The organism is Loigolactobacillus jiayinensis, assembly GCF_003946445.1.
GTDB lineage: Bacteria > Bacillota > Bacilli > Lactobacillales > Lactobacillaceae > Loigolactobacillus > Loigolactobacillus jiayinensis.
The window spans coordinates 84,080-105,250 of the sequence record NZ_RHOF01000002.1 but is presented as its reverse complement, the minus strand read 5'-3'; the positions used below and the strand labels follow the sequence as shown (position 1 = coordinate 105,250).

20 protein-coding genes are annotated in these 21,171 nt (G+C 44.6%); 8 read left to right on the top strand and 12 right to left on the bottom strand.

Annotation, left to right across the window (positions count from 1 at the left end; all coding sequences use genetic code 11):
* Window positions 1–65 precede the first annotated feature (65 nt).
* On the bottom strand, window positions 66–758 hold the full coding sequence (locus EKM80_RS01285; RefSeq protein WP_125551289.1) for a MurR/RpiR family transcriptional regulator: 693 nt from the start codon (window positions 756–758) through the stop codon (window positions 66–68).
* Window positions 759–1,017: 259 nt separating this feature from the next.
* On the opposite strand from EKM80_RS01285, the gene EKM80_RS01280 reads away from it, so the two are divergent.
* The gene (locus EKM80_RS01280; protein ID WP_125551288.1) at window positions 1,018–1,710 is read left to right on the top strand and encodes a GntR family transcriptional regulator; all 693 of its coding nucleotides are present in this window, start codon (window positions 1,018–1,020) and stop codon (window positions 1,708–1,710) included.
* A gap of 46 nt (window positions 1,711–1,756) precedes the next feature.
* Here EKM80_RS01280 and EKM80_RS01275 read toward each other — a convergent pair whose 3' ends face one another.
* The 6 genes from EKM80_RS01275 to EKM80_RS01255 all read right to left on the bottom strand — a co-directional run bounded on the left by EKM80_RS01275 (window position 1,757) and on the right by EKM80_RS01255 (window position 7,947).
* Window positions 1,757–2,413 (bottom strand): YczE/YyaS/YitT family protein, encoded by a 657-nt coding sequence (locus EKM80_RS01275; RefSeq protein ID WP_125551287.1) that lies wholly within the window; start codon window positions 2,411–2,413, stop codon window positions 1,757–1,759.
* Window positions 2,414–2,490: 77 nt separating this feature from the next.
* Window positions 2,491–3,318 (bottom strand): undecaprenyl-diphosphate phosphatase, encoded by an 828-nt coding sequence (locus EKM80_RS01270; RefSeq protein ID WP_125551286.1) that lies wholly within the window; start codon window positions 3,316–3,318, stop codon window positions 2,491–2,493.
* Between the two features lie 83 nt (window positions 3,319–3,401).
* Window positions 3,402–4,595, bottom strand: coding sequence for a hypothetical protein (locus EKM80_RS01265; protein WP_125551285.1), 1,194 nt, complete (start codon window positions 4,593–4,595; stop codon window positions 3,402–3,404).
* 215 nt (window positions 4,596–4,810) lie between these two features.
* Window positions 4,811–4,984, bottom strand: a complete 174-nt coding sequence (locus tag EKM80_RS14790; protein WP_164509472.1) for a hypothetical protein — start codon at window positions 4,982–4,984, stop codon at window positions 4,811–4,813.
* Window positions 4,985–5,049: 65 nt separating this feature from the next.
* The gene (locus tag EKM80_RS01260; RefSeq protein WP_125551284.1) at window positions 5,050–7,434 is read right to left on the bottom strand and encodes an ATP-dependent DNA helicase; all 2,385 of its coding nucleotides are present in this window, start codon (window positions 7,432–7,434) and stop codon (window positions 5,050–5,052) included.
* 51 nt (window positions 7,435–7,485) lie between these two features.
* Window positions 7,486–7,947 carry a MerR family transcriptional regulator gene (locus EKM80_RS01255; RefSeq protein ID WP_125551283.1) on the bottom strand — a complete coding sequence of 154 codons (462 nt, stop codon included), beginning with the start codon at window positions 7,945–7,947 and terminating at the stop codon, window positions 7,486–7,488.
* A 231-nt stretch (window positions 7,948–8,178) separates the two neighbouring features.
* Here EKM80_RS01255 and EKM80_RS01250 point away from each other — a divergent pair, with 231 nt between their 5' ends.
* Both EKM80_RS01250 and EKM80_RS01245 read left to right on the top strand, forming a co-directional pair.
* Window positions 8,179–9,660, top strand: a complete 1,482-nt coding sequence (locus EKM80_RS01250) for an MDR family MFS transporter (protein WP_125551282.1) — start codon at window positions 8,179–8,181, stop codon at window positions 9,658–9,660.
* Window positions 9,660–10,400, top strand: a complete 741-nt coding sequence (locus tag EKM80_RS01245; protein ID WP_125551281.1) for a DUF4811 domain-containing protein — start codon at window positions 9,660–9,662, stop codon at window positions 10,398–10,400. The genes EKM80_RS01250 and EKM80_RS01245 overlap by 1 nt, the downstream gene beginning before the upstream one ends.
* Before the next feature lie 88 nt (window positions 10,401–10,488).
* On the opposite strand, the gene EKM80_RS01240 is transcribed toward EKM80_RS01245, so the two are convergent.
* Window positions 10,489–10,911, bottom strand: a complete 423-nt coding sequence (locus tag EKM80_RS01240) for a MerR family transcriptional regulator (protein WP_125551280.1) — start codon at window positions 10,909–10,911, stop codon at window positions 10,489–10,491.
* Between the two features lie 157 nt (window positions 10,912–11,068).
* Between EKM80_RS01240 and EKM80_RS01235 the strand changes: the two genes are divergently transcribed.
* The 5 genes from EKM80_RS01235 to EKM80_RS01215 all read left to right on the top strand — a co-directional run bounded on the left by EKM80_RS01235 (window position 11,069) and on the right by EKM80_RS01215 (window position 15,640).
* On the top strand, window positions 11,069–12,538 hold the full coding sequence (locus tag EKM80_RS01235) for an MDR family MFS transporter (protein ID WP_125551279.1): 1,470 nt from the start codon (window positions 11,069–11,071) through the stop codon (window positions 12,536–12,538).
* Complete coding sequence (locus EKM80_RS01230) at window positions 12,538–13,269, top strand: DUF4811 domain-containing protein (protein WP_125551278.1); 732 nt, start codon at window positions 12,538–12,540, stop codon at window positions 13,267–13,269. The genes EKM80_RS01235 and EKM80_RS01230 overlap by 1 nt, the downstream gene beginning before the upstream one ends.
* A 110-nt stretch (window positions 13,270–13,379) precedes the next feature.
* Entirely contained in the window at window positions 13,380–13,889 is a 510-nt protein-coding gene (locus tag EKM80_RS01225) for a TetR/AcrR family transcriptional regulator (RefSeq protein ID WP_125551277.1), read from the top strand.
* 15 nt (window positions 13,890–13,904) lie between these two features.
* Entirely contained in the window at window positions 13,905–14,963 is a 1,059-nt protein-coding gene (locus tag EKM80_RS01220; RefSeq protein ID WP_125551276.1) for an ABC transporter permease, read from the top strand.
* Window positions 14,964–14,965: 2 nt separating this feature from the next.
* Window positions 14,966–15,640, top strand: coding sequence for an ABC transporter ATP-binding protein (locus tag EKM80_RS01215; RefSeq protein ID WP_125551275.1), 675 nt, complete (start codon window positions 14,966–14,968; stop codon window positions 15,638–15,640).
* 54 nt (window positions 15,641–15,694) lie between these two features.
* On the opposite strand, the gene EKM80_RS01210 is transcribed toward EKM80_RS01215, so the two are convergent.
* From EKM80_RS01210 to jag, 4 genes are all read right to left on the bottom strand, one after another.
* Entirely contained in the window at window positions 15,695–16,630 is a 936-nt protein-coding gene (locus tag EKM80_RS01210) for an aldo/keto reductase (RefSeq protein WP_125551274.1), read from the bottom strand.
* Window positions 16,631–16,774: 144 nt separating this feature from the next.
* A complete protein-coding gene (mnmG, locus tag EKM80_RS01205) occupies window positions 16,775–18,682 on the bottom strand; it encodes a tRNA uridine-5-carboxymethylaminomethyl(34) synthesis enzyme MnmG (RefSeq protein WP_125551273.1) in 1,908 nt (635 codons plus the stop codon).
* 69 nt (window positions 18,683–18,751) lie between these two features.
* Window positions 18,752–20,143 carry a tRNA uridine-5-carboxymethylaminomethyl(34) synthesis GTPase MnmE gene (gene mnmE / locus EKM80_RS01200; RefSeq protein WP_125551272.1) on the bottom strand — a complete coding sequence of 464 codons (1,392 nt, stop codon included), beginning with the start codon at window positions 20,141–20,143 and terminating at the stop codon, window positions 18,752–18,754.
* Window positions 20,144–20,361: 218 nt separating this feature from the next.
* The gene (jag, locus tag EKM80_RS01195; protein WP_125551271.1) at window positions 20,362–21,105 is read right to left on the bottom strand and encodes an RNA-binding cell elongation regulator Jag/EloR; all 744 of its coding nucleotides are present in this window, start codon (window positions 21,103–21,105) and stop codon (window positions 20,362–20,364) included.
* Window positions 21,106–21,171 lie beyond the last annotated feature (66 nt).

The following is a 21,171-nucleotide window of genomic DNA, read 5'->3' as shown; positions in this document are numbered from 1 at the left end:
TTCAGCCTCACCTCCTCGTCTCATTAAATTTGTCGAAAAAAATACCGCAGTCGAGGCTAACTGACTTATTTAACTAAAACTTGGTTAGTTTGACTAGTGGTCAATAATAATTGTTCCAACAAATACAACACCGGTAATTGCGTGAGTAACTGTTGCTCCTGCGGTAACGTATAACATAGCTTCAAGTCAGCGATTTGTGCTAAGGTAGAATTAGCATTGGCAGTGAGCGCCAGCACCAACGCCCCATTTTGCTTATAATATTCCGCCTGCCGCAACACTGCCGCCGTTTCGCCGCTGACGGACAATAAAATCAGCAACGTATCAGTCAAATCAGGACGCGCGCATAATCGTGGTGTCACCGAGGCCGTGATCGTTAGTGTGTAAAAGTCATGCCGCGCAAACACTTGTGCGCCGTACTGCGCCAATGCCGCGCTAGTGCCCACACCAAAGAAAATCAGCGTCGTCGCGGTACTGACCACTTGGGCCACAGCTGCCAACTGATTTGTAGCAGCAGGTTGCACTGACGGTAACGCCACCTTAGCCGCAGCCGGCCGCTGCTTCAGCGCGTATTTAAATTCAGAAAAACCTGTATAACCAGTTTTCTTCAAAAAACGGAAAATCGTTGTCGTTGAAACATGGATCTGCGCGGCTAACTCACGAATCGTCATTTGCCGAATGGCCTTAGGGTGGCTGATCACATACTTATATACCAGTAATTCCAAGCGATTCAACGATTGTACCTGCTCATAAGAAAACATGCCATCCCCCCTTTGCGCAAATTCTGCTTCCTTTTTAGCGTCAATAGTTCTATGCTAGTTAGCGTTAAAGTAGTGGTGGCAGCGTGACACGATTAAGCGCTAAGCTACTTTTTAAAATGAACTCATTCACCACTAAAAGTTAATTTGAACTACCAGCAAATTATTTCAACCGCTTTCATAACGAACAAAGTATAACTTATCCGTACAAGTTTTACAAGTCCGTACATGTATTTTGATTGCCTAAGGAGGCTAACCAATTATGTATCACGATATTGCCGAAGTATTGATTCAAGAAATCGAAGCTGGCCTTTTTCCCGAAAAGCTGCCCACCGAAGCACAGTTACGCGCACGCTTTCAAGTCAGTCGTGACACGATCCATAAGGCCATCGAGCTGATCACGCAAAAAGGGCTAGTTCGCCGCATCCAAGGTAGCGGCTATTTCATCAATCACATCAACGTTGCCGAAAAAACCGTGGTCAATCTATCATTGGGCTATACCACTAAACGAAAAAAATTAACTTCAAAAATTATTACTTTTGACAAAATAACCGCCGATGCCAGTTTGACTGAGCGCTATAATGTGGCGCTAAACACGCCATTAACGCGGATCGTGCGTCTACGCTATCTTAACGACGAGCTATATAATTTAGAAACTGCCTATTACGTCGACGCGGTCGTGCCGTTCATTTCCAACGAAGCCGCAACGGATTCAATTTTTGAATTCATTCGTAAGGCGTACGGTATTTACGCCACCAGCAGCGATCAATATTTGGCCCAAGAAAAGTTGACCGCCACGGAGGCTGAACTGCTGCACAAAACCACCACCGAACAGCAATTGACGCTTTATCAAACCAATTACTACGGCAACCAAGCCTACAATCTAGCGCGAACAATTTTCGTCTACCCAGACCTCAATTTGTATTTTCACATCACTAACAAAATGGACAAATAAAAAGGCTGCGACATAATTTCACTTATGTCGCAGCCTTCATTTTTTACTAAACATCAACGTGGTGCTTCAACCGTGGGAACACGTGCACATCTGACCACTTCATCAAGGCCCCCTGCGCCGTTAACGCCAACAACGTCCCATAACCAATAGCGGTCAACTTGCCGGTCGCAATAAACGAAAGTACCATGATCAACAACGGTGGCACGTAGCTGACCCACTGACCGAGGATCGCGGACCCTTTTAAAAATTTAAACCGCAGAATGTACGATAAATCATCGTTGGGGTGCATCAACAGATTCGAGCGCTGATAAATCGACACCGCCGCCGATAAAATTAAAATCCCCAGCGTATCTAGCACTAAGCGCCCAATTAAACTGACTTGCGGCACACCCAACCAACTCCATAGGTTAGCGAAAAAAGACACCATGTAACTAAATGGAATTGTGTACAGTAAATTCGAAACAAAGCGCCGCCGATCAAAGTGACCCAGCAGCAATTGATTGACCAAAGTGATCACGATACCATAAATAAACAGCGTCGTCCCTAATGGAATGTGGATCCAATTAGATAAATTAACCGACGAGCCTGTCCAGACAGCACTGCCTAGATGCGTGGCAATCGTCAAGCCATTGCCCGCTGCGTTCATAAAAATCGACAACACTAAAAAGTCTAGCCGCTGCCGAAAATCTTGCATTTTTGCCAACCAAAACCGCCTTCTCTCCCGTTTAGTTTAGCACCAATGCAACAAAAAAACCTAGCACTGATTGCTAGGCTCCGCGTTTATTTAAATAAAGTAAAATAGCCGATGACCAAAACCCCTAAAATAATTCGGTACCAACCGAACGCCTTGAAGTCATTTTTCTTAATATAACTTAATAAGAAGCGAATGGACAAGTAAGCGACAATAAAGGAAACGAGCACGCCGACTAACAGAACAGCACTTTGCATGCCGTCAAGACTGTTGCCGTGCATGTAGAACTTGAGAATTTTCAACACCGAAGCGCCCAGCATCGTCGGTATTGCCATGAAAAATGAGAACTCGGTGGCGACATAACGTGACGTACCGATAATGATCGCCCCTAGAATCGTGGCGCCAGAACGTGACGTACCTGGAATCAGTGATAACAATTGGAAAACGCCGATAAACAAGGCGGTGCGGTAAGGTAACGTGTACAAGTCAGTAAATTTCGGCTTTAAGCCTTTGTTGTGATTTTCGATGACAATGAATAAAATCCCGTAAATGATCAAGGTCGCTGAAACCACGGCCCAATTCATCAGATGCGCATCCATCCAATCATTTAGCGGCAAGCCAACAATTACAGAAGGCACCACCGCCAACAAAACTTTCCACCACAACGTCCACGTTTGGGACTGCTCAACGTGCGTTTTGCGGCCAGACAGTGGATTTAATTTGTGGAAATACAGCACCACCACCGCCATGATCGCGCCAAGTTGAATGACCACGTTGAACATATCAACGAAGGCCTTAGATTCTTGCAACTGAATAAACTCGTTGACCAACACAATATGGCCGGTTGAGCTAATGGGCAGGAACTCGGTGATCCCTTCAACGATCCCGAGAATGACTGCTTTAAAAATATCTAACAAAAGTATGTACCTCATTTCAAAAATTAGTATGTAAAATACGGAATGAGCAGCAAGATCACTGCTCGTTCCGCGTTTAAAAACGCTTATACATCGCCATTTTGCTTAATTTGTCGTTCAGTCAGGTAAGCGTCTAAATAATCAAACGCCAGCTCGCCAACGTTATCCAGCGAGAAACTCATTTGATCTTCAATTTCGAAATCGTCATCATCAGCGTCGTCTGCTTCACTACTGGTGATCAGCCGCAGCGTCACGATATCACCATCAAAATGCAACGGAATCCCAGTAAACGTACCTGGATCATGGCGCAAACGTAATCGAATCACGCGCGCAAATACCCGTGCTTGTTGAACTAAGCCGGCAAATAGATCAGTAGTCCCATCAAACAACCGCTCATCATTTAGGACAGGCTGCTTAACAAAATGCCGTTGCCGATTGATTTTCAGGAAAAACTGCATTAACTGCAAATAGTCAGCTTGCGTGGTTAGGCGCTGAATTTCATCAATTCGTAGCAGCACATAGCCGCCAAATTGCCCGTTCATATCGATCAAATTAAATAAAACGGACGTCTGATTCAGTGTATTGACCGTTCCCACGAAGAAATTATCCTCATCATTGCCGGTGTAGATCATCACCAATTCATGGCCTTTTTGCGCCAACCGTAACTGCTGCGCAATTGCCAAAGGAACCGTAAAATTAACGACGGCAACATGTTGCTTGTTGGTGACCTCCTGTAGGAACTTACCAACCAAGGTCAGTTCCTTACCCTGCAACTCGATGATCTGAATATCCGCCAGCGCCACCGTTACTAGCCGCTGCGTACTGAAATCGAATTTATCGAACACATTCATCGTCACTGCATCCGTTGTAACGCTCTGTACGAAGCCTTCCATGAAAGTCTCGCCATTGTCTAAAATCAGTAACATAAAATATTGTTGGTTCAAGCTCGTTTGTAAGAGTTGTGGCAAAAGCGCAAATTGATCATTTAGATCCAACCGTTGCGGTGTCAACTTAATAAATTGCTCTAACTGTGCATTTTTGATTCGAAAGGCCATGCTGGTTAAATCCTGACCGTCCAACTCAACCTCGCTGATCACAGCCAACGCCAAGTAAACGGCGCCATCGCGTAAACCGCCATCGTCATATGTGTTCAGTATCACGGCCGTATTATTGACCATAGTCACATAACCCGTATAAACAATTTCTTGGGCTTCTTGATAAACATTGACGAGTAAATGCTGCTCTTGGGCATTTTCCAAATCGGTTAAAATTGAATGCATTGCGCGACACCTCACTTTCTGGCATTAGTCCACTCCCCATTATACCGACAAAGTACCAGAAACGATAGCATTTATACACAAAATTAGTGTTAACGCATCTAAAAGAATGCATTAACACTAAAGCGTACCGCAAAAGGCGACTTAACTTGAAAATACTAGCCTAGATCAGCATAAAAATCACCTTTTTAGACTCATTATCTGGTAAACGCGGTTAGTTAGCTACGCGCGCGGCGTAACCAGTTAACCCCCCAAACGATACCGCCAATCAGCAACGCTGCAAAAATTAATTTAAAGAACAAGCTGAAGACGATGGGGATCAAATGTAACACTAGCGATAAAACAAACAAGCCGACAACGATAATACCAACCGTTTTAAAAAATCCATTCATAATGAACACCCTCACTTTGATTTGTCTTGATGTTCTTATTGTAAAAGGTCGCGCCGCCAACGTCGTCAGTCTAAAGCTTTATCTTTCATTGCGACCATTTGCCAAAAATACTCAATTTGTGTCGTCAACTGCGCGACAGAATAACAGCGCTGGAAATGTTGCCAATGCGCCGGAAATAATTGAGTGTAGCGTGAACTAGCGAAGCGCTGATCCAGCAGCAAGATCACGCCAACATCATGGCTACCGCGGATCAAGCGCCCCGCAGCCTGCAACACATGGTTCATCCCCGGCAGCTGATAAGCATACTGGAAGCCAGTCCCCTGTTGCGCGTCAAAATAATCACGCACCAAGTTACGCTCGGTGGACAAGCCAGGCAAGCCAACACCAACAATTGCCACGCCGCTTAAGCGCTCCCCTTTCAGATCAATTCCTTCAGAGAAAATACCGCCCAGTACGCAAAAAGCTACCAGCGTTTCTAGCGGCGCTGGCTTAAACTGCGTCAAAAACTCAGCGCGCTGAGTTTCATCCATTTGGTTGGTTTGCGTGATTATGGTCAATTGCGGATAAGCGGCGCTAAATGCTGTCTGCACGGTTTCCAAATAGCTATATGACGGCAGAAAGACTAAATAATTACCCGTTTTTGCGTTGACCATGGCGCCAATACTAGTGACGATGCGCTCGAGATTTTGTTCACGCTGCCGGTAAGTCGTTTGAATGTACGGCGTCACCAACAAAGCTTGATGCTGCGGCGGAAACGGTGAGGCCAAGCGAAAGGGCAGACTAGCCGCACTATTGCCTAACACCTGCTGATAATAACTGAGCGGTGATAAGGTGGCCGAAAATAAAATTGCGCCGGCGCCTAAGCTTAGCGAACGATCCAAAAAAGCGCTGGGATCAAGGCATAATTGTTTAACTGTCGTTTGACGCAATTTCGAATCATAAGTGACCAATGATTGATAAGTGTCATCATATAAATCCGCGATTTTTAAATAAGTTAGACTCGTAAAATAAGCATCTAACAAAGTCTCAACTAGTGGACTATCCGGATATTCACCAAGCCAATCATGCACTTTTGCCACCCAATCAGCCAGCGCCTCGGTCACTGAATCCAGCGGCGCTTGGGCCGTCATTTCGACAACATCAGCGTCACGTAGCGGCTTGCTAATTTTAGTCAGCGCTCGCTTCACTTTTCGGGTGGTTTTTTCAAGCGCGCTTGATCCAGTGCTTGAACTATCTTTTGTCTGCTGTAATACGGCCTGAAAAGTTTGACTGCTGACGCTAGCCGAGTACATCGCCCGCGATCGACTAACCAAATTATGCACTTCATCCACCAAGAAAAAGTTATCCTGATCAGGCTCGCTGAAAAAGCGCTGCAGGTAAACGATTGGATCAAATAGATAGTTATAATCGCAAATAATCACATCAGCAAATAAGCTAGCGTCCAGCGAAAATTCAAATGGATCCACCATATGCTTCCGCGCATACGCCTCGATCACTGCCCGGGTCAGTTGATTTTCATTGGTCAATAAATCACGCAGCGCCGGCTTAATACGGTCATAATAGCCGAGCATATAAGGATTTTCTTCAGGCGCTAGGTCAGCTTCTTCAGCAAAAGTGATCTTGTCTTTGGCCGTCAGCGTAATACTTTTCAGCTGCATCCCTTGTTGACTCAGCAACGCCACCGCCTCCTCGGCGACCTGGCGCGTACTTTGCTTAGCCGTCAAATAAAAAACGCGCTGAATTTTATCTTCACCCAAGGCCTTGATTGCCGGAAATAGCGTCGAGATTGTTTTACCGGTACCCGTTGGCGCTTCAACAAATAGTCGCTTTTGCAGCAAAATCGTTTTGTACACCGCCACTGCTAGTTCGCGCTGTCCTTGGCGGTACGCGGGAAACGGAAAAGTAACTTGCTTAACCGTTTGATTACGCTGTGCCCGCCATTGATCGCGCAACACTAGCCATTCTTCGTATTCAGCAATTAATTGCTGGAAAAAATCGGTTAATTCCGTTCGACTCAGCACTTTTGTTTTCGTGGTGATCGTTTCGGTAGTGGTCTGAAAATAAGTCAGCTGTAGTGTAACGTCGATGAGTTCCTGCTGCACCGCTAAAATATACCCATAAACCTGCGCTTGACCCCAATATAGCCGTAAGGTATTCTCACTGAGCTCAGTAAAATCTAAATCTGAGGTTTTGATTTCTTCAATTGTATACTGCTTGTCGGTGTGGCTGATACCATCGGCGCGGCCATCGATCACGTAGTCACGGCCACTCATGGTCACCGTTTGCTTCAAATAGACTTCCTTTTCGTAGTCAGCACCGCGCTGTTTTTGCAGTCGCCGGTGAATCCGCGCGCCATTTAAAGCCGTATTTTGGCTGCCTTGGCGCTGATTAAGGTCGCCAGAGCGCAGGACAAACTCAACTAGTTCACGCACACCAATTTTTGTTGCCACGCACGTCAGACCCCTTTCTACTCGATAGATATTAGCACACCATTATAACATTTATTGCGCCACCACTGACTTTAATTCAAATTCTAGCGGCTGATCCTTTAATAGCACTAAGATTAAATGTTTCGTGTTAACCACTCCTTGAACTTGGCCAAAGTCTAGTTCATAGCCGTTTTTAACGTTTTTGAAATCTAACAACCGTTCACCTAATACACGGCGCAATGCCTGGGCCATCTCTTCATGTCGTTCTGCTTTTTCTACCGCAATACTCAGCGTAAATCCGGAAACGACATAAGACTGAATCATGTGCACCTTCATCAAGGTAAAGTAAGAATATTTTCGATGCTGATGCGTTCCAGCCGCTTGCTCAGAATTAATATACCCCTTCTTCTCCCAATACCGTAATTGGCGCTGGGAAACACCTGTGGCCGTTGCAAGGTCGCCGATACCTAACACAAATTTTTCCCGCTTAACAATTTTCCTGACCCGCTGAATAAAATCAATTTCGCTGTTCATAAGTTAGCCCCTTCTATTTATTTCGTTCATCAAGGTGATTTAGTCATTACCGTAATTTTAATAACAGCCTTTTAGTGCCGATAAAGGTATTTCTGCAGATAAAATTATGTCGTCATAGCTGACATCAATTGTATATTTAATACTATCGTTGTCAAGTAAGTTGACAACATAAAAACAGTGAACTACACTGGAGCCTGAATAAATTATCTTCTACCGAAGGGAAGCCTTATTTTGGGAAACGCAATTGATACAAACGGCAAGCCATATAACCGCACCTTACTTGTGGTGCTCTTGCTCGTCGGAACTTTTTGTACGGTATTAAATCAGACTATTTTGGCGACTGCCTATCCAGCGCTAATGAAAGCTTTTGACATTAATACCTCAACCGTACAGTGGTTAACCACTGGTTTTATGTTAGTCAACGGGATCATGATCCCAATCAGCGCGTGGTTAACAACGCGGATCAACACCAAGATTTTATACGAAAGTGCCATGGTTATTTTTCTAATTGGTACCGTCAATTGTTACATGGCACCAAATTTCGGCACACTACTAACTGGTCGGCTGATCCAAGCCCTCGGTGTTGGTATCACAATGCCATTATTACAGACCTTAATGCTGACGATCTTCCCCGCTAATAGTCGTGGTACTGCCATGGGCTTAGCTGGCTTAGTTATCGGTGTTGCGCCTGCAATTGGGCCAACACTTTCTGGCTGGGTCATTGATACTTACACTTGGCGTGATCTTTTTGGTATGTTGATTCCAGTTGTTTTCTTGGTTATTGTTGCTGGTTTCTGGCTCATGAAGAGCGTCCTACCAACAGAAAAGAAGACCCTCGATTGGCTATCTGCTTTACTATCAACTATTGGTTTCGGTACGCTCCTATATGGCTTCTCTGAAGTCGGTACTAACAGTTGGGGCAGCGCCATTGTCGTTGGTAGCTTAGTCGTTGGTGTCGTCTTTATCTTGCTTTTTGGTTGGCGCCAATTAACCGTGGAAAAACCATTCCTAGAATTACGCGTTTTCAAATATCGCGAATTTTCAATTTCCGCCTTATTAAGCTCTGTTTCCTACATGGCCATGGTCGGTGTCGAAATGGTCTTACCAATGTACCTGCAAATTGTCCGTGGTGATTCAGCCCTAGATTCTGGCTTAACTTTACTTGCCGGTGCCTTAATGATGGGGATTATGAGTCCAATTACTGGCCGCATTTTTGATCGAATCGGCGCCAAACGATTGGCAATCACTGGTATGTTCTTACTGACCGTTGGCACGATTCCATTTGCCTTCATTACTCGCGATACACCAGTTATTTATATTACCACCTTATATGCCGTTCGGATGGCTGGTATCGCAATGTGTATGATGCCCGTTACAACCTCTGGTATGAACGCATTACCTCTAAAATTAATGAGTAACGGGACCGCCGTTAACAACACCTTACGCCAAGTTGCAGCTTCTGTAGCGACTGCCATCTTAGTTAGTGTTTTAACCAACGTCACCAATAATCAAATGCCTGGTAAAAGCCTATTAAAATCAGCACCATTGAGCTATAAAAACCAAGCGCTCAACGCTACTGTTGGCGGTTATCATGCCGCCTTTTGGACCGCAATCGCCTTTTGTATCCTTGGTTTGATCGTCGCCTTCTTCGTTAGTGCGCGTAGTCCAAAAAGTATTAACGCAGATGAAAAATTAGCTGGAGGTGAAGATTAATGATCATTATTGCCATTATTGTTTTAGCGATTTTACTGTTCATCAGTATGGTCAGTCTATCTAAGCCGCTGGTTCGCACAATTGTTAGTTTGATTTTTGCCGCGCTATTAGTGGTTTCAATCTTTTTCCTTACAGCTAATGATCGTGATCACTTTGGCATGAAAAAAGTGTCAACCACCACGACAACCGATTTAGTCTCGGTATCACCTTCTAGTCAAATGAAATTGCTCCTTTACCAAGATGTTGGTACTTCAAGTAAAAACCGCGTGTACATTTATAAAACACACAAGGTTCAAAAGAAGTCGACCACAACTAATCCTGATCCAACGAAAGCGGCTAACACGGTAAAAACAATTACCGGCACGCCAAAAGTAACCACGCGCACCGTCCGTTGGGAATATAAAAACGATAGCTATAAACTGTGGTTTGGTATTGCTAATAACGACCACAAGTTTGTTAAACGTTATAATACGTTCGCCATTAACAAGGATTGGCTAACGTTAAGTAGCCAGCAAGCGAAAAAATTACAAAAATTAGTTACCCAAAATTCCGCAAAAATGAAACAAGATGGCCAAACTTACGTGACTGCTGCTGTTAAAACAGCACTGGCCGCTGGATTAAAACAAGATCCAAGCATGTCGGCCGAACAACAGCAAGCACTAGCAAAAACGACAACCACAAAAGCTACCGCCGCTTATCAAGCTCAAGCGATGGCTAAGTTAGTTGCTCAAGTTAAATAATTTTCTTTGCGCGACTCAATTCAGTAAACAATAAAAATAGCGATAATCAGAAAGAATCTGATTATCGCTATTTTATTTACTATTTTAATTATGCCTTAGCTTGTATCTTAAATTCAGCACGGCCCTCATGGACAACCCCGTAAATGCGTTGACCATCAGCCAAATCGCCAAAATCTAGTGCCATTTCGCCAGCTAGTTCAGTTGTCCCTTCAAAACGCTGCGTGATAAATTGCCGCATTAAGCCATTACGTTGTGCAAAGTCAGCCACTTTTTGAACTGCAGTTGCTAACGTATAGCCTTCATCTAAAAATTGCTTGATCCCGATGATCCGAATGGTCATTTTTAAATTATATTGGCGACTAGCGCCTTCTTTTTCTGGTAGAGAGCTGATGTAACCACGTTTCTCCCAATAACGTAGCTGCCGCGGAGAAATAGCGGTCATTTGGCTAATTTGACTGATACCGAAAATCAATCTATCAATATCGATCCCTAATTTTTTTTGTAAACTCATATGAAAACTCCTCCATAACTAAGAAATCCTACCAATATTATCGCATATTTAACATATCTGTCAAATATGTAGCTAGCAGTGTCAATTTACTTGACAAGTATAAAGCTAAGCGCTATAGTTTTCAACAGTGATTTTTTCATGAAAGAGGGATAACAGCTTGACTAAGACACAACCATTAGATGCCAATGGTCAACCATATAATCGTGGTTTACTATTGGCAACAGTCATCATTGGGACGTTTGCGACGGTATTGACTCAGACCTTACTGGCTACCGCCTATCCAACCTTAATGAAGGCTTTTGATATTTCCACCGCCACTGTCCAGTGGCTCACCACTGGCTTTTTGCTGGTCAATGGGATCATGATCCCAATCAGCGCTTGGCTGCTCAATCGTTTTAATTCTAAGTACCTTTACATCAGTGCCATGACAATTTTCTTCATTGGAACTGCAATTTGTTGGCAAGCACCAAACTTTACCTTTTTACTGATTGGCCGGTTAGTTGAAGCCGTCGGGGTTGGTTTATCGATGCCATTAATGCAGACAATTGCATTATCAATTTTTCCACCTGAAAAACGTGGTGCGGCCATGGGTGCCGTTGGCTTAGCTATCGGCTTGGCACCAGCCATCGGCCCAACACTTTCTGGCTGGGTCATTGACACTTACAACTGGCGTGTCCTGTTCAGCATGATTTTACCAATTGCTGGGATAGTCATCGTCGCTTCTTTCTTTACAATGCGCAAAGTTTTGAAAACGTCTAAGCCATCATTGGATATTTTATCCGCCATTCTGTCAACTATCGGTTTTGGTAGCTTACTGTACGGCTTCTCTGAAGTTGGTACTGAAGGCTGGAATAGCCTGATTGTGATTGCCGGAATCGGTATTGGCGTGATTTTCATTGCCTTATTTGCTTGGCGCCAATTAAAAATGACGCATCCCTTCTTGGAACTACATGTTTTCAAAACACCAGAATTCACCATCGCAACTATTTTAAGTGGTGTTGTTAACATGGCCATGGTCGGTGCCGAAATGGTACTACCCATGTACATTCAAACCGTCCGCGGCGAATCTGCCTTTAACTCTGGCTTAACGCTACTCCCTGGTGCGATTATGATGGGGATCATGAGTCCGATCACTGGGCGTATTTTTGACCGCTTAGGCGCTAAACATTTGGCTGTCACTGGGATGACTTTATTGACTATTGGCACGATTCCATTTATTTTCTTAACTGAATCAACACCTATGATCAACGTCGTTATTTTGTACGCTATCCGTATGTTTGGGATCGCCATGGTCATGATGCCCGTTACAACTGCTGGGATGAACGCTTTACCATTGAATTTGATCAGTCACGGGACTGCCGTCAACAACACGCTACGTCAAGTTGCTAGTTCCGTTGGGACTGCCATTTTGATCAGTGTTTTGACCAACGTTACTAACAACCAAATGCCAGGCAAACACGTTTTACACAATGTACCATTACAATATAAGGCTAAAGCAATGGATGCGGTTGTTTCCGGTTATAAGGCTGCCTTCATCGTTGCGGCGTTATTCTGTATCGCCGGCTTGATCGTTACCTTCTTCGTCCGCGACAAGAAAGCACCTAGTGTTACAGGAGGTGTTAAATAATGTTGATCGTACTCGTTTTATTAAGCGCCTTACTTTTTGTCATCATTACGATTTCCACAAATCAGCGTAGTGCCGGCCGCAACGTCGCAACTGGCGTATTATTACTTGTTTTGATTTGCTCGATCGCTGGCTTATTCTTCAACGATAATCAGCAGTGGGGCATGAAAACTGTCACTACGACCACGGAAAAATCGCTAACCTCGGCTAGTAATATTTCTGGCGCTAAATTATTGTTGTATCAACCTTTAGGCAACGGTAACGAAAAGATTTTTATTTATAAAACCGATAGCCAACAAAAAAAGGTTGCCCATACAACGGCTGATATTAAAACCAAAACTAGCGTAACTAAAAATAACACAAAAAACGCGAAGTTAGTGACTAAAACAACGCGTTATGTGTACCGTAATGGCTTCTACCGCTTCTTGTTTGCCGGCGTTGGCAATAACCATACCTTCAAATCACGACAACAACAATTTAAAGTTGGCAGTGACTGGGTCGTTCTTAGCACCACACAGGCAAAACAATTACAGAAACAAGCTAAGTCGTCAGCGGCTAAAATGAAAGCTGAACTAACAGCAGCCGTCAAAGCTAAAATGACGGCCGCTATCAAGCAAAATCCGCAAATGACCACCGAGCAACAACAAGCTTTGCAAAAACAATATACGACTGCGGCGCAACAACAAGCGCAGCAGCAAGTATTAGCTCAATTGCAAAAGGAATCATTGAAATAAATAACAAGGTCAGCCACTGTGCTGGCTTTTTTATTTACCAAAAGTTGACACGGTGTCACTATCGCGGTATATTAGTGACACCGCGTCACCATTTAACTAAGGAGGAACTCATGGTTTCTACAACATTTAATAATTTACCAGCCGCCAAAAAAGCCCGCATCGAGGCGGCCTTGCTTCAAGAATTCTCCGATTATTCACTCGCGCAAGCACAAGTTGCCCGGATCGTCGTTCAGGCGCAAATTGCTCGCGGCGCCTTTTATAAATATTTTACCGATTTAACCGATGCGTACCAATACCTTTATCGCCAAGCAATGACTGCTATTCACCGCAATGTATCGCGCGACAACACGCCGCATGAATACATGCTACAAGTGCAGCAGTTTACTGAACGCACCGCTAATAGTCAGTATTATCAACTGATCAAGCGCCATGTGACCCAAAATGAAGCGCTCCTACCTGATACAACAAGGTCAGCCATGCCCGCTAACATCCCCAGCTCAGTTTGGGCCGCCGCCATTCTCATTCACGCAACGATCAAACAGATCTTGACTGATCCTAGTAGCGAAACACAGGCGTTACAGCGCTTAGAGCAAGTACTGACTGTTTTACATACCGTGTAGAAAGAAGTTATGATTATGTTTTTAGCCTTAAAAGAAATCAAGCACGAGAAACTACGTTATAGCTTGATCATTGCTATGATTGTTTTGATCAGCTATTTAATTTTTATCCTAACCAGCTTAGCATTAGGCTTAGCGCGCGAAAATACCAACGCCATTGAGTCTTGGAACATCCAACGAATCGCTTTAAGTCAGGACGCCAACGTTAGTTTGAGCCAATCGCTGCTGACTAAGCAGCAAGTCCCCGCTAAATTATCCGGCCACGAAGCCTATATCGGCCAAGTGCCCGTTGTAGCTAAGGCTAGTGGTGAGCCTAAAACCAGCGCTCAATTTATCGGCCTACAAAGCCAACAGTTCATCGCCAAAAATATGCAACTAGCAGCCGGCCACAAACCGACTACCAATCAGGAAGTCGTCGTCGATACTTCATTTAAGAACGCGGGCTACCATTTAGGTCAAAAAATTCGCTTAAGCAGTACTAGCCAACAATTTAAAATCGTTGGCTTCATCAATAACGCCAAAATCAACATCGCCCCAATCGTTTACGGCACGCTAACCGCTTGGCGCAGTTTGAAAAATGTTGGCCCTAATCTGGTTGCCAGCGCGATCGTCAGTCAGACAAGCCACTTCAGCCAGAAAAATGATGATTTAAAATACTATTCCACCAAACAGTTCATTAATAAATTACCCGGCTATTCTGCGCAAAATTCCACCTTTGCTTTCATGATCGGCTTCTTAATGATTATTTCACTGATTGTCATAGCCGTATTCTTATATATTTTAACCGTGCAAAAATTACAAAATTACGCGGTTTTACGAGCACAGGGCATCCCCGCTAAAACATTGGTTGGCGCTACGATCAGTCAAGCCATGATCCTCGTGATCAGCGGCCTAATCATCGGTACCGCTTTGACTGCGCTCACTGCATTAGCCATGCCGGCAAATGTACCAATGACATTTGATCTGCCCATTCTTGGTGCCGTTGCGCTTGGCTTAGTTGTTACCGGTATTATCGGTGCTTTATTCCCAACGCGCATGATTTTACGTGTTGATCCTGTCAGTGTTATTGGAGGTTAGTCATGAGTGCAATTAAATTAACAAACATCAATAAATTTTTTGGTCATAAAGCCAGCCGCGTGCACGTCTTACGCGATATTAATTTTACCGCTGAAGCTGGCGAATTAAGTCTAGTTATCGGCCCTTCTGGTTCTGGTAAAAGTACGTTCTTAACCATTGCTGGCGGCCTACAAACGCCTAACAGCGGCCAAGTCGAATTAGATCAACAACCACTTTACGCGTTAACGGCCAAGCAACGCGATAATCTGCGCCTGAATAAAATTGGCTTCATTTTACAGGCCTATAACCTACTTCCATACCTAACCGTCCGCGAACAATTCAGCCTAGCTGAGCGCGTTAAAAAACAAGGTAATCTAACTTCAAGCGCGCTTGAAACGCTATTAGAACAATTGGGTATCGCCGAGTTTCAGCACCAATACCCCGCTGAACTTTCCGGTGGTCAAAAACAGCGCGTCGCCATCGCCCGCGCCTTGTATACTAACCCAGAAATCGTTCTAGCCGATGAACCCACGGCCGCCTTAGACAGTGAGCGCGTTAAGGAAGTCGGCCAGTTATTGGCTGATTTAGCAAAAAGTCAGCATAAAGCCATTGTCGTTGTCACCCATGATCTGCGGTTGCGCGACTACGCTGACCAAGTTTACGAAATTTTAGATGGTAAAATCAGTAAAACAGCATAGAAAAAATAAAGCAAAGCAGTTGCGCTATAACTTTCTTAGCACAACTGCTTTGCTTTATTTAAATAGTTGATCGATTTGTTGATACTCAGCTTGCGTTAACTCTATTTCTAATGCTTTAGCGTTTGCTGTGACCTGTGCGACTTTTTTGGCACCAGGAATCACCACGCCAATCTGTGGATTTTGGATGTACCATGCTAGCGCAACTTGCGCAATCGTTGCAGCATGCGCGTCTGCCAAAGGCTGTAACTGAGCAACTTGCTTAACGATCGTTGCAAAGCGCTCACCTTGAAAATCTGGATTCTTATGGCGAATATCGTTGGCTGGGAAGGTAACGTCAGCACGATATTTACCGGTCAATAACCCAGAAGCCAATGGAAAATACGGTACAAAGCTGATCTTCTGCTGTTGCAGATAAGGCAACAGTTCCGCTTCTGCATCGCGGTGTAATAAACTATATTGATCCTCAACGACATCAACGTCGCCATCACGATTGGCTTCCTTAACTTGCGCCAAACTGAAATTAGAAACCCCAACGGCCCGAATTTTACCAGCTTGTTTCAAATCATTTAACGCTGACACCGCCTCATCCTTTGGCGTTTGCTGATCGGGAAAATGAATATAAAAAATATCTAGATAGTCGGTTTGTAACCGGCGAAGACTATCATCAACTGCCTGCCGTAAAAATTGTGGTGTGTTATTCAAAACGGCTTCCCCACTGGAAAGATCCTGTGCCGCTTTAGACGCCACCACTACTTGATGCCGATCATAATCTTTTAACACTTGCCCAATTAATTCTTCAGAATGGCCTAAACCATAAGCAAAAGCAGTATCCAATAGCGTCATCCCAGCATCAAGACCAGTATGAACGATTGCTTTGCCGGTACGATCTTCTAGATCTGGAAATAAGTTCGTGCCACCAACCGCATTTGTGCCCAAGCCTAGTGGTACTGCGGTTACTGCCGATTTTCCGATTGTCACTTGTTTTGCCATTAACGATTACCTCCTAATTTGTGACCAACTAATATGCTTTACCGTACCACTTAATTGACACTAGCCGCAAATATTTGACCACACAAAAAAGTCTGCCAGTGATTTTCTACTGACAGACTTTTTCAAGCGCGCTTGGAAGTGCGCTTAACTAGAAACTTTAGCAATTCGACCCTGTTCAATATAAACACTTAAAATAGCAATATCAGCTGGATTGACCCCACTGATTCGTGTTGCTTGAGCAAGTGTTTCTGGTTGAATCTTTTTGAGCTTTTGGTGTGCTTCAGTTGCCAAACCGTTGATAGCATCGTAATCAATGTTAGCCGGAATCTGCTTAGCTTCCATCCGCTTTAACTTTGCAACACGTTCCTCGGCTTTTTTAATGTAGCCGGCGTACTTCATCTGGATTTCAATTTGCTCAATTTCTCGACGATCCAGTGGCGTTGCCGGTGCCGCAATAAACTGTAATGCATCAGCATAATTAACTTCTGGCCGCCGCAAGAACTCGCTGGCCAGCACACCATCTTTTAGTGGCGTTGCGCCTTTAGTAGCTAAGAAAGCATTAACGGCTTCGCTGGGCTTGATTCGAACAGTATTCAAGCGCGCTAATTCATTTTCAATCGCTGCTTTTTTAACAAGAAACTTGTTGTACCGCGCATCGCTGATCAAACCTAGTTCATGTCCGCGTTCAGTTAAACGTAGATCCGCATTATCGTGCCGCAAAATCAAGCGGTATTCAGCGCGGCTTGTTAATAGACGATAAGGTTCGTTAGTCCCCTTAGTCACCAAGTCATCGACCATAACGCCGATATAAGCATCGCTGCGCTTTAAGATAAAGGGTTCTTCAATACCTTTAGCCCGTAAGCCAGCATTGATCCCCGCCAATAAACCTTGGCCAGCAGCTTCTTCATAACCAGAGGTCCCATTCATTTGACCAGCTGTAAATAAGTTCCGTACGAGCTTCGTTTCCAAGGTTGGCCGTAATTGATAAGGTTCAACCACATCGTATTCAATTGCGTAGCCTGGGCGCATCATTTGGGCGTGCTCTAAGCCGGCAACGGTATGGAGCATCTGTTGCTGAACTTCTTCTGGCATTGATGTTGAAAAGCCTTGGACGTACCATTCCTCTGTGTTACGGCCTTCAGGTTCCAAGAATAATTGATGGTGATCTTTATCCGCAAAACGGACAACTTTATCTTCAATTGAAGGGCAATAACGCGGCCCAACACCTTTGATCAAGCCAGAAAACATCGGTGCACGATCCAAGTTATCGCGAATTATTTTATGCGTTGTTGGGTTGGTATAAGTTAGCCAGCAAGAAACTTGATCCTTCAAGTAAATTGAATCAGGCGTATCATAACTAAAATGATTAACTTCCTTGTCCCCAGGCTGTTCTTCAGTGACTGAATAATCAATCGTTGTGCCATCGACCCGTGGCGGTGTCCCTGTTTTAAAACGACGTAACTTAAGGCCTTGATCCATTAAATCTAAGGACAGTTTTGTTGCTGGTTGCGAATTATTGGGGCCTGACGAGTACATTAATTCACCAATAATGATTTTACCGCGGGAAGCTGTGCCGGCAGCTAAAACGACACTTTTAGCATGGTAGCGTGCCCCTGTGTTAGTCACGATCCCCACACAAGCATCATCTTCCATCAATAAACGATCAGCGATCCCCTGACGTAAAGTCAAATGCGCCTGTTTTTCAATCGTATCTTTCATCGCTTGGTGATAGGCATGTTTATCAGCTTGTGCGCGTAATGCCCGAACTGCTGGGCCTTTACCCGTATTCAGCATGCGCATTTGAATATAAGTTTTATCAATATTATGGGCCATTTCGCCGCCTAAAGCATCAATTTCGCGAACCACGATACCTTTAGCTGGACCGCCGACTGACGGATTACAGGGCATAAAAGCAACCATGTCCAAATTGATCGTTAACAGTAAGGTTTCGTTGCCCATACGTGCAGCCGCTAAAGCCGCCTCTGAGCCAGCATGACCGGCGCCGACAACGATCACATCATAATTCTGCGCATCATATTCGCGTACTTCCATCTCTTAGTTTCCCTCCATATATAAAGGTCAAGCGCCGTTTCAAGCGCGCTTAACTTTTTTCACTGTGGCTTATTTACCTAAACAAAACTGGCTAAATAGTTGATTTAATAATTCATCTTGATACGCATCGCCAGTGATTTCACCGAGCAAGTCCCAACAACGCGTCATATCGATTTGAATTAAGTCGACTGGCATCTCTGCCTTGATTCCCGCCAAAACATCGTCTAAGGCCTGTTTAGCTTGATTAAGCAAACCAATTTGGCGCGCATTACTAACTAGGGTCGTGCTCTGACTATTATCAATGCCACCCCAGAATAAGTCAGCGATCCGCTGTTCCAATTGATCAACACCAGTAGCCGTTAAGGCGGAAATCGCAATAATATTTTCTGGCGCCACACTTTGTTGTAGCTCAGCTTCGTCTAGCTCAACCGGTAAGTCAGTTTTATTTAAAATGACTAAGCGCTTTTTAGCGTTAGTTGCGGTTAACAAAGCGCGATCCTCATCCGTTAGTGCCTCGCTATTATCGAGGATCAACAAAACAAGGTCAGCTTGGGTGATTGCTTGGCGTGAGCGCTCAACGCCGATTTTTTCGACCTTATCGTTAGTTTCGCGAATACCAGCCGTATCGATCAGTTTTAAAGGTACATCTCGGACGTTGACGTACTCTTCGATTACATCACGTGTGGTACCGGCAACATCCGTCACAATTGCTTTATCTTCATGCAATAGGTAATTCAATAAGCTGGATTTACCAACGTTGGGCCGGCCAACGATGGCGGTGGCTAAGCCTTCACGTAAAACTTTGCCCTGACTAGCCGTGGCTAAAAGTTGCTCGATCTGTTTTTTAACCGTCGTCGCTTTTTCTAACAGCATTTTCGTCGTCATTGTTTCCACAGCATCGTATTCAGGATAGTCGATATTCACTTCAACCTGGGCCAGCGCATCAAGGATCTCTTGGCGAATATTCTTGATCAAGCGCGATAAATTACCATCTAATTGATCAACGGCAACCTGCATTGCTCGATCAGTTTTGGCGCGGATCAGATCCATTACTGATTCGGCTTGCGTCAAATCAATTCGACCATTAAGAAAAGCGCGCTTGGTAAATTCACCAGGTTCGGCTAGGCGGGCACCGTGACTGAGCAACAACTGCAACACATGATTGGTCGCAACAATACCGCCATGTGTATTGATTTCTACCATTTCTTCGCGCGTGTACGTTTTGGGTGCGCGCAGAACGGAGACCATGACTTCATCAATCGTTTCATCATTATCTGGGTCAACGATATGCCCGTAATTGATCGTATGGCTGGCTACTTTTTGCAAATCATGTCCTTTAAAAATCTTGCCCGCAATCGGCAGCGCATCCTCACCTGACAAGCGTACGATCGAAATCGCACCTTCGCCCGGCGGTGTCGAAATCGCCGCGATCGTGTCAAATTCAGTTGTTGTATTCGCCATGAAATATCGTCCTCCTTATTTTTTTCAACAAAAAAAGCGCCTACACCACGCCCCTTGGTTAACGGGAACGTGACAAAGCACCTTGACTACTTTATCGAACTCATATTATGACTTACTATAAAAGTTACCCTCTGATTTGTCAACGATTTTTTCTTGTAACTTACTTTCAAGCGCGCTCAATCAAAAATGATGTTTAGTCATTTAAGGGGCACCCCAGCTTATCCAACGTGCGGTTTTGGTGCGATCACAACATAACGATGTGGTTCGTCGCCCTCTGAGTAGGTCAAAACATGGGGGCTGTCCGCTAAATGGGCGTGGATTTGTTTACGCTCAAACGCCGGCATTGCTTCCAGCATCGTTGGTTGACCAGTAGCAATTGCTTCACGCGCTGTTTTGTCAGCTAAGCGCGCTAGAATACCGCTACGCCGTTCGCGATAATCACCAACATTCAGTAATAACGCAAATTTTGAATGGGCATGATGATTCAAGTAAACCTGGCCTAAATACTGTAGCGCATTGATCGTCTTACCATGATGACCAATCAGTAAGCCTTCTTTTTGCGTAACCATTTGAATCGTTAGTCGGTTCTTTGATGCACGCTGAACGCTTAACTTAGCTGGCGCATCAATCGCCGCTGCCATCGCCGCTAAGTACGCTTTAAGCGCAGTGACGGCCTGTTCATCATCCCGCTTATGTGCTGGCGTCATTTGCTGCGGCTGCGGGTGTGCTGGGACCACGGCGGCAGCCACAGGCGTAACGTGCTGCGGGGCTGCTGCGGTCACTTTAGGTGGCGTAACTGGTAGTGCCGCTAACGAAACAATCGCGGGTTTGCGTCCGATGCCGAGAAACCCTTTACGTCCTTCCGACACGACCTCAACATTGACCGCATCACGTTTTAAATCTAGATGCGTCAGCCCTTTTTGAATGGCAGCTTGGATCGTACTTCCTTCAAATGTCGGCATAAATAAAAACTCCTTGTCTATTCATTATCTATGGTTCCATTTTACAACAGCGAGACGGCACGGATC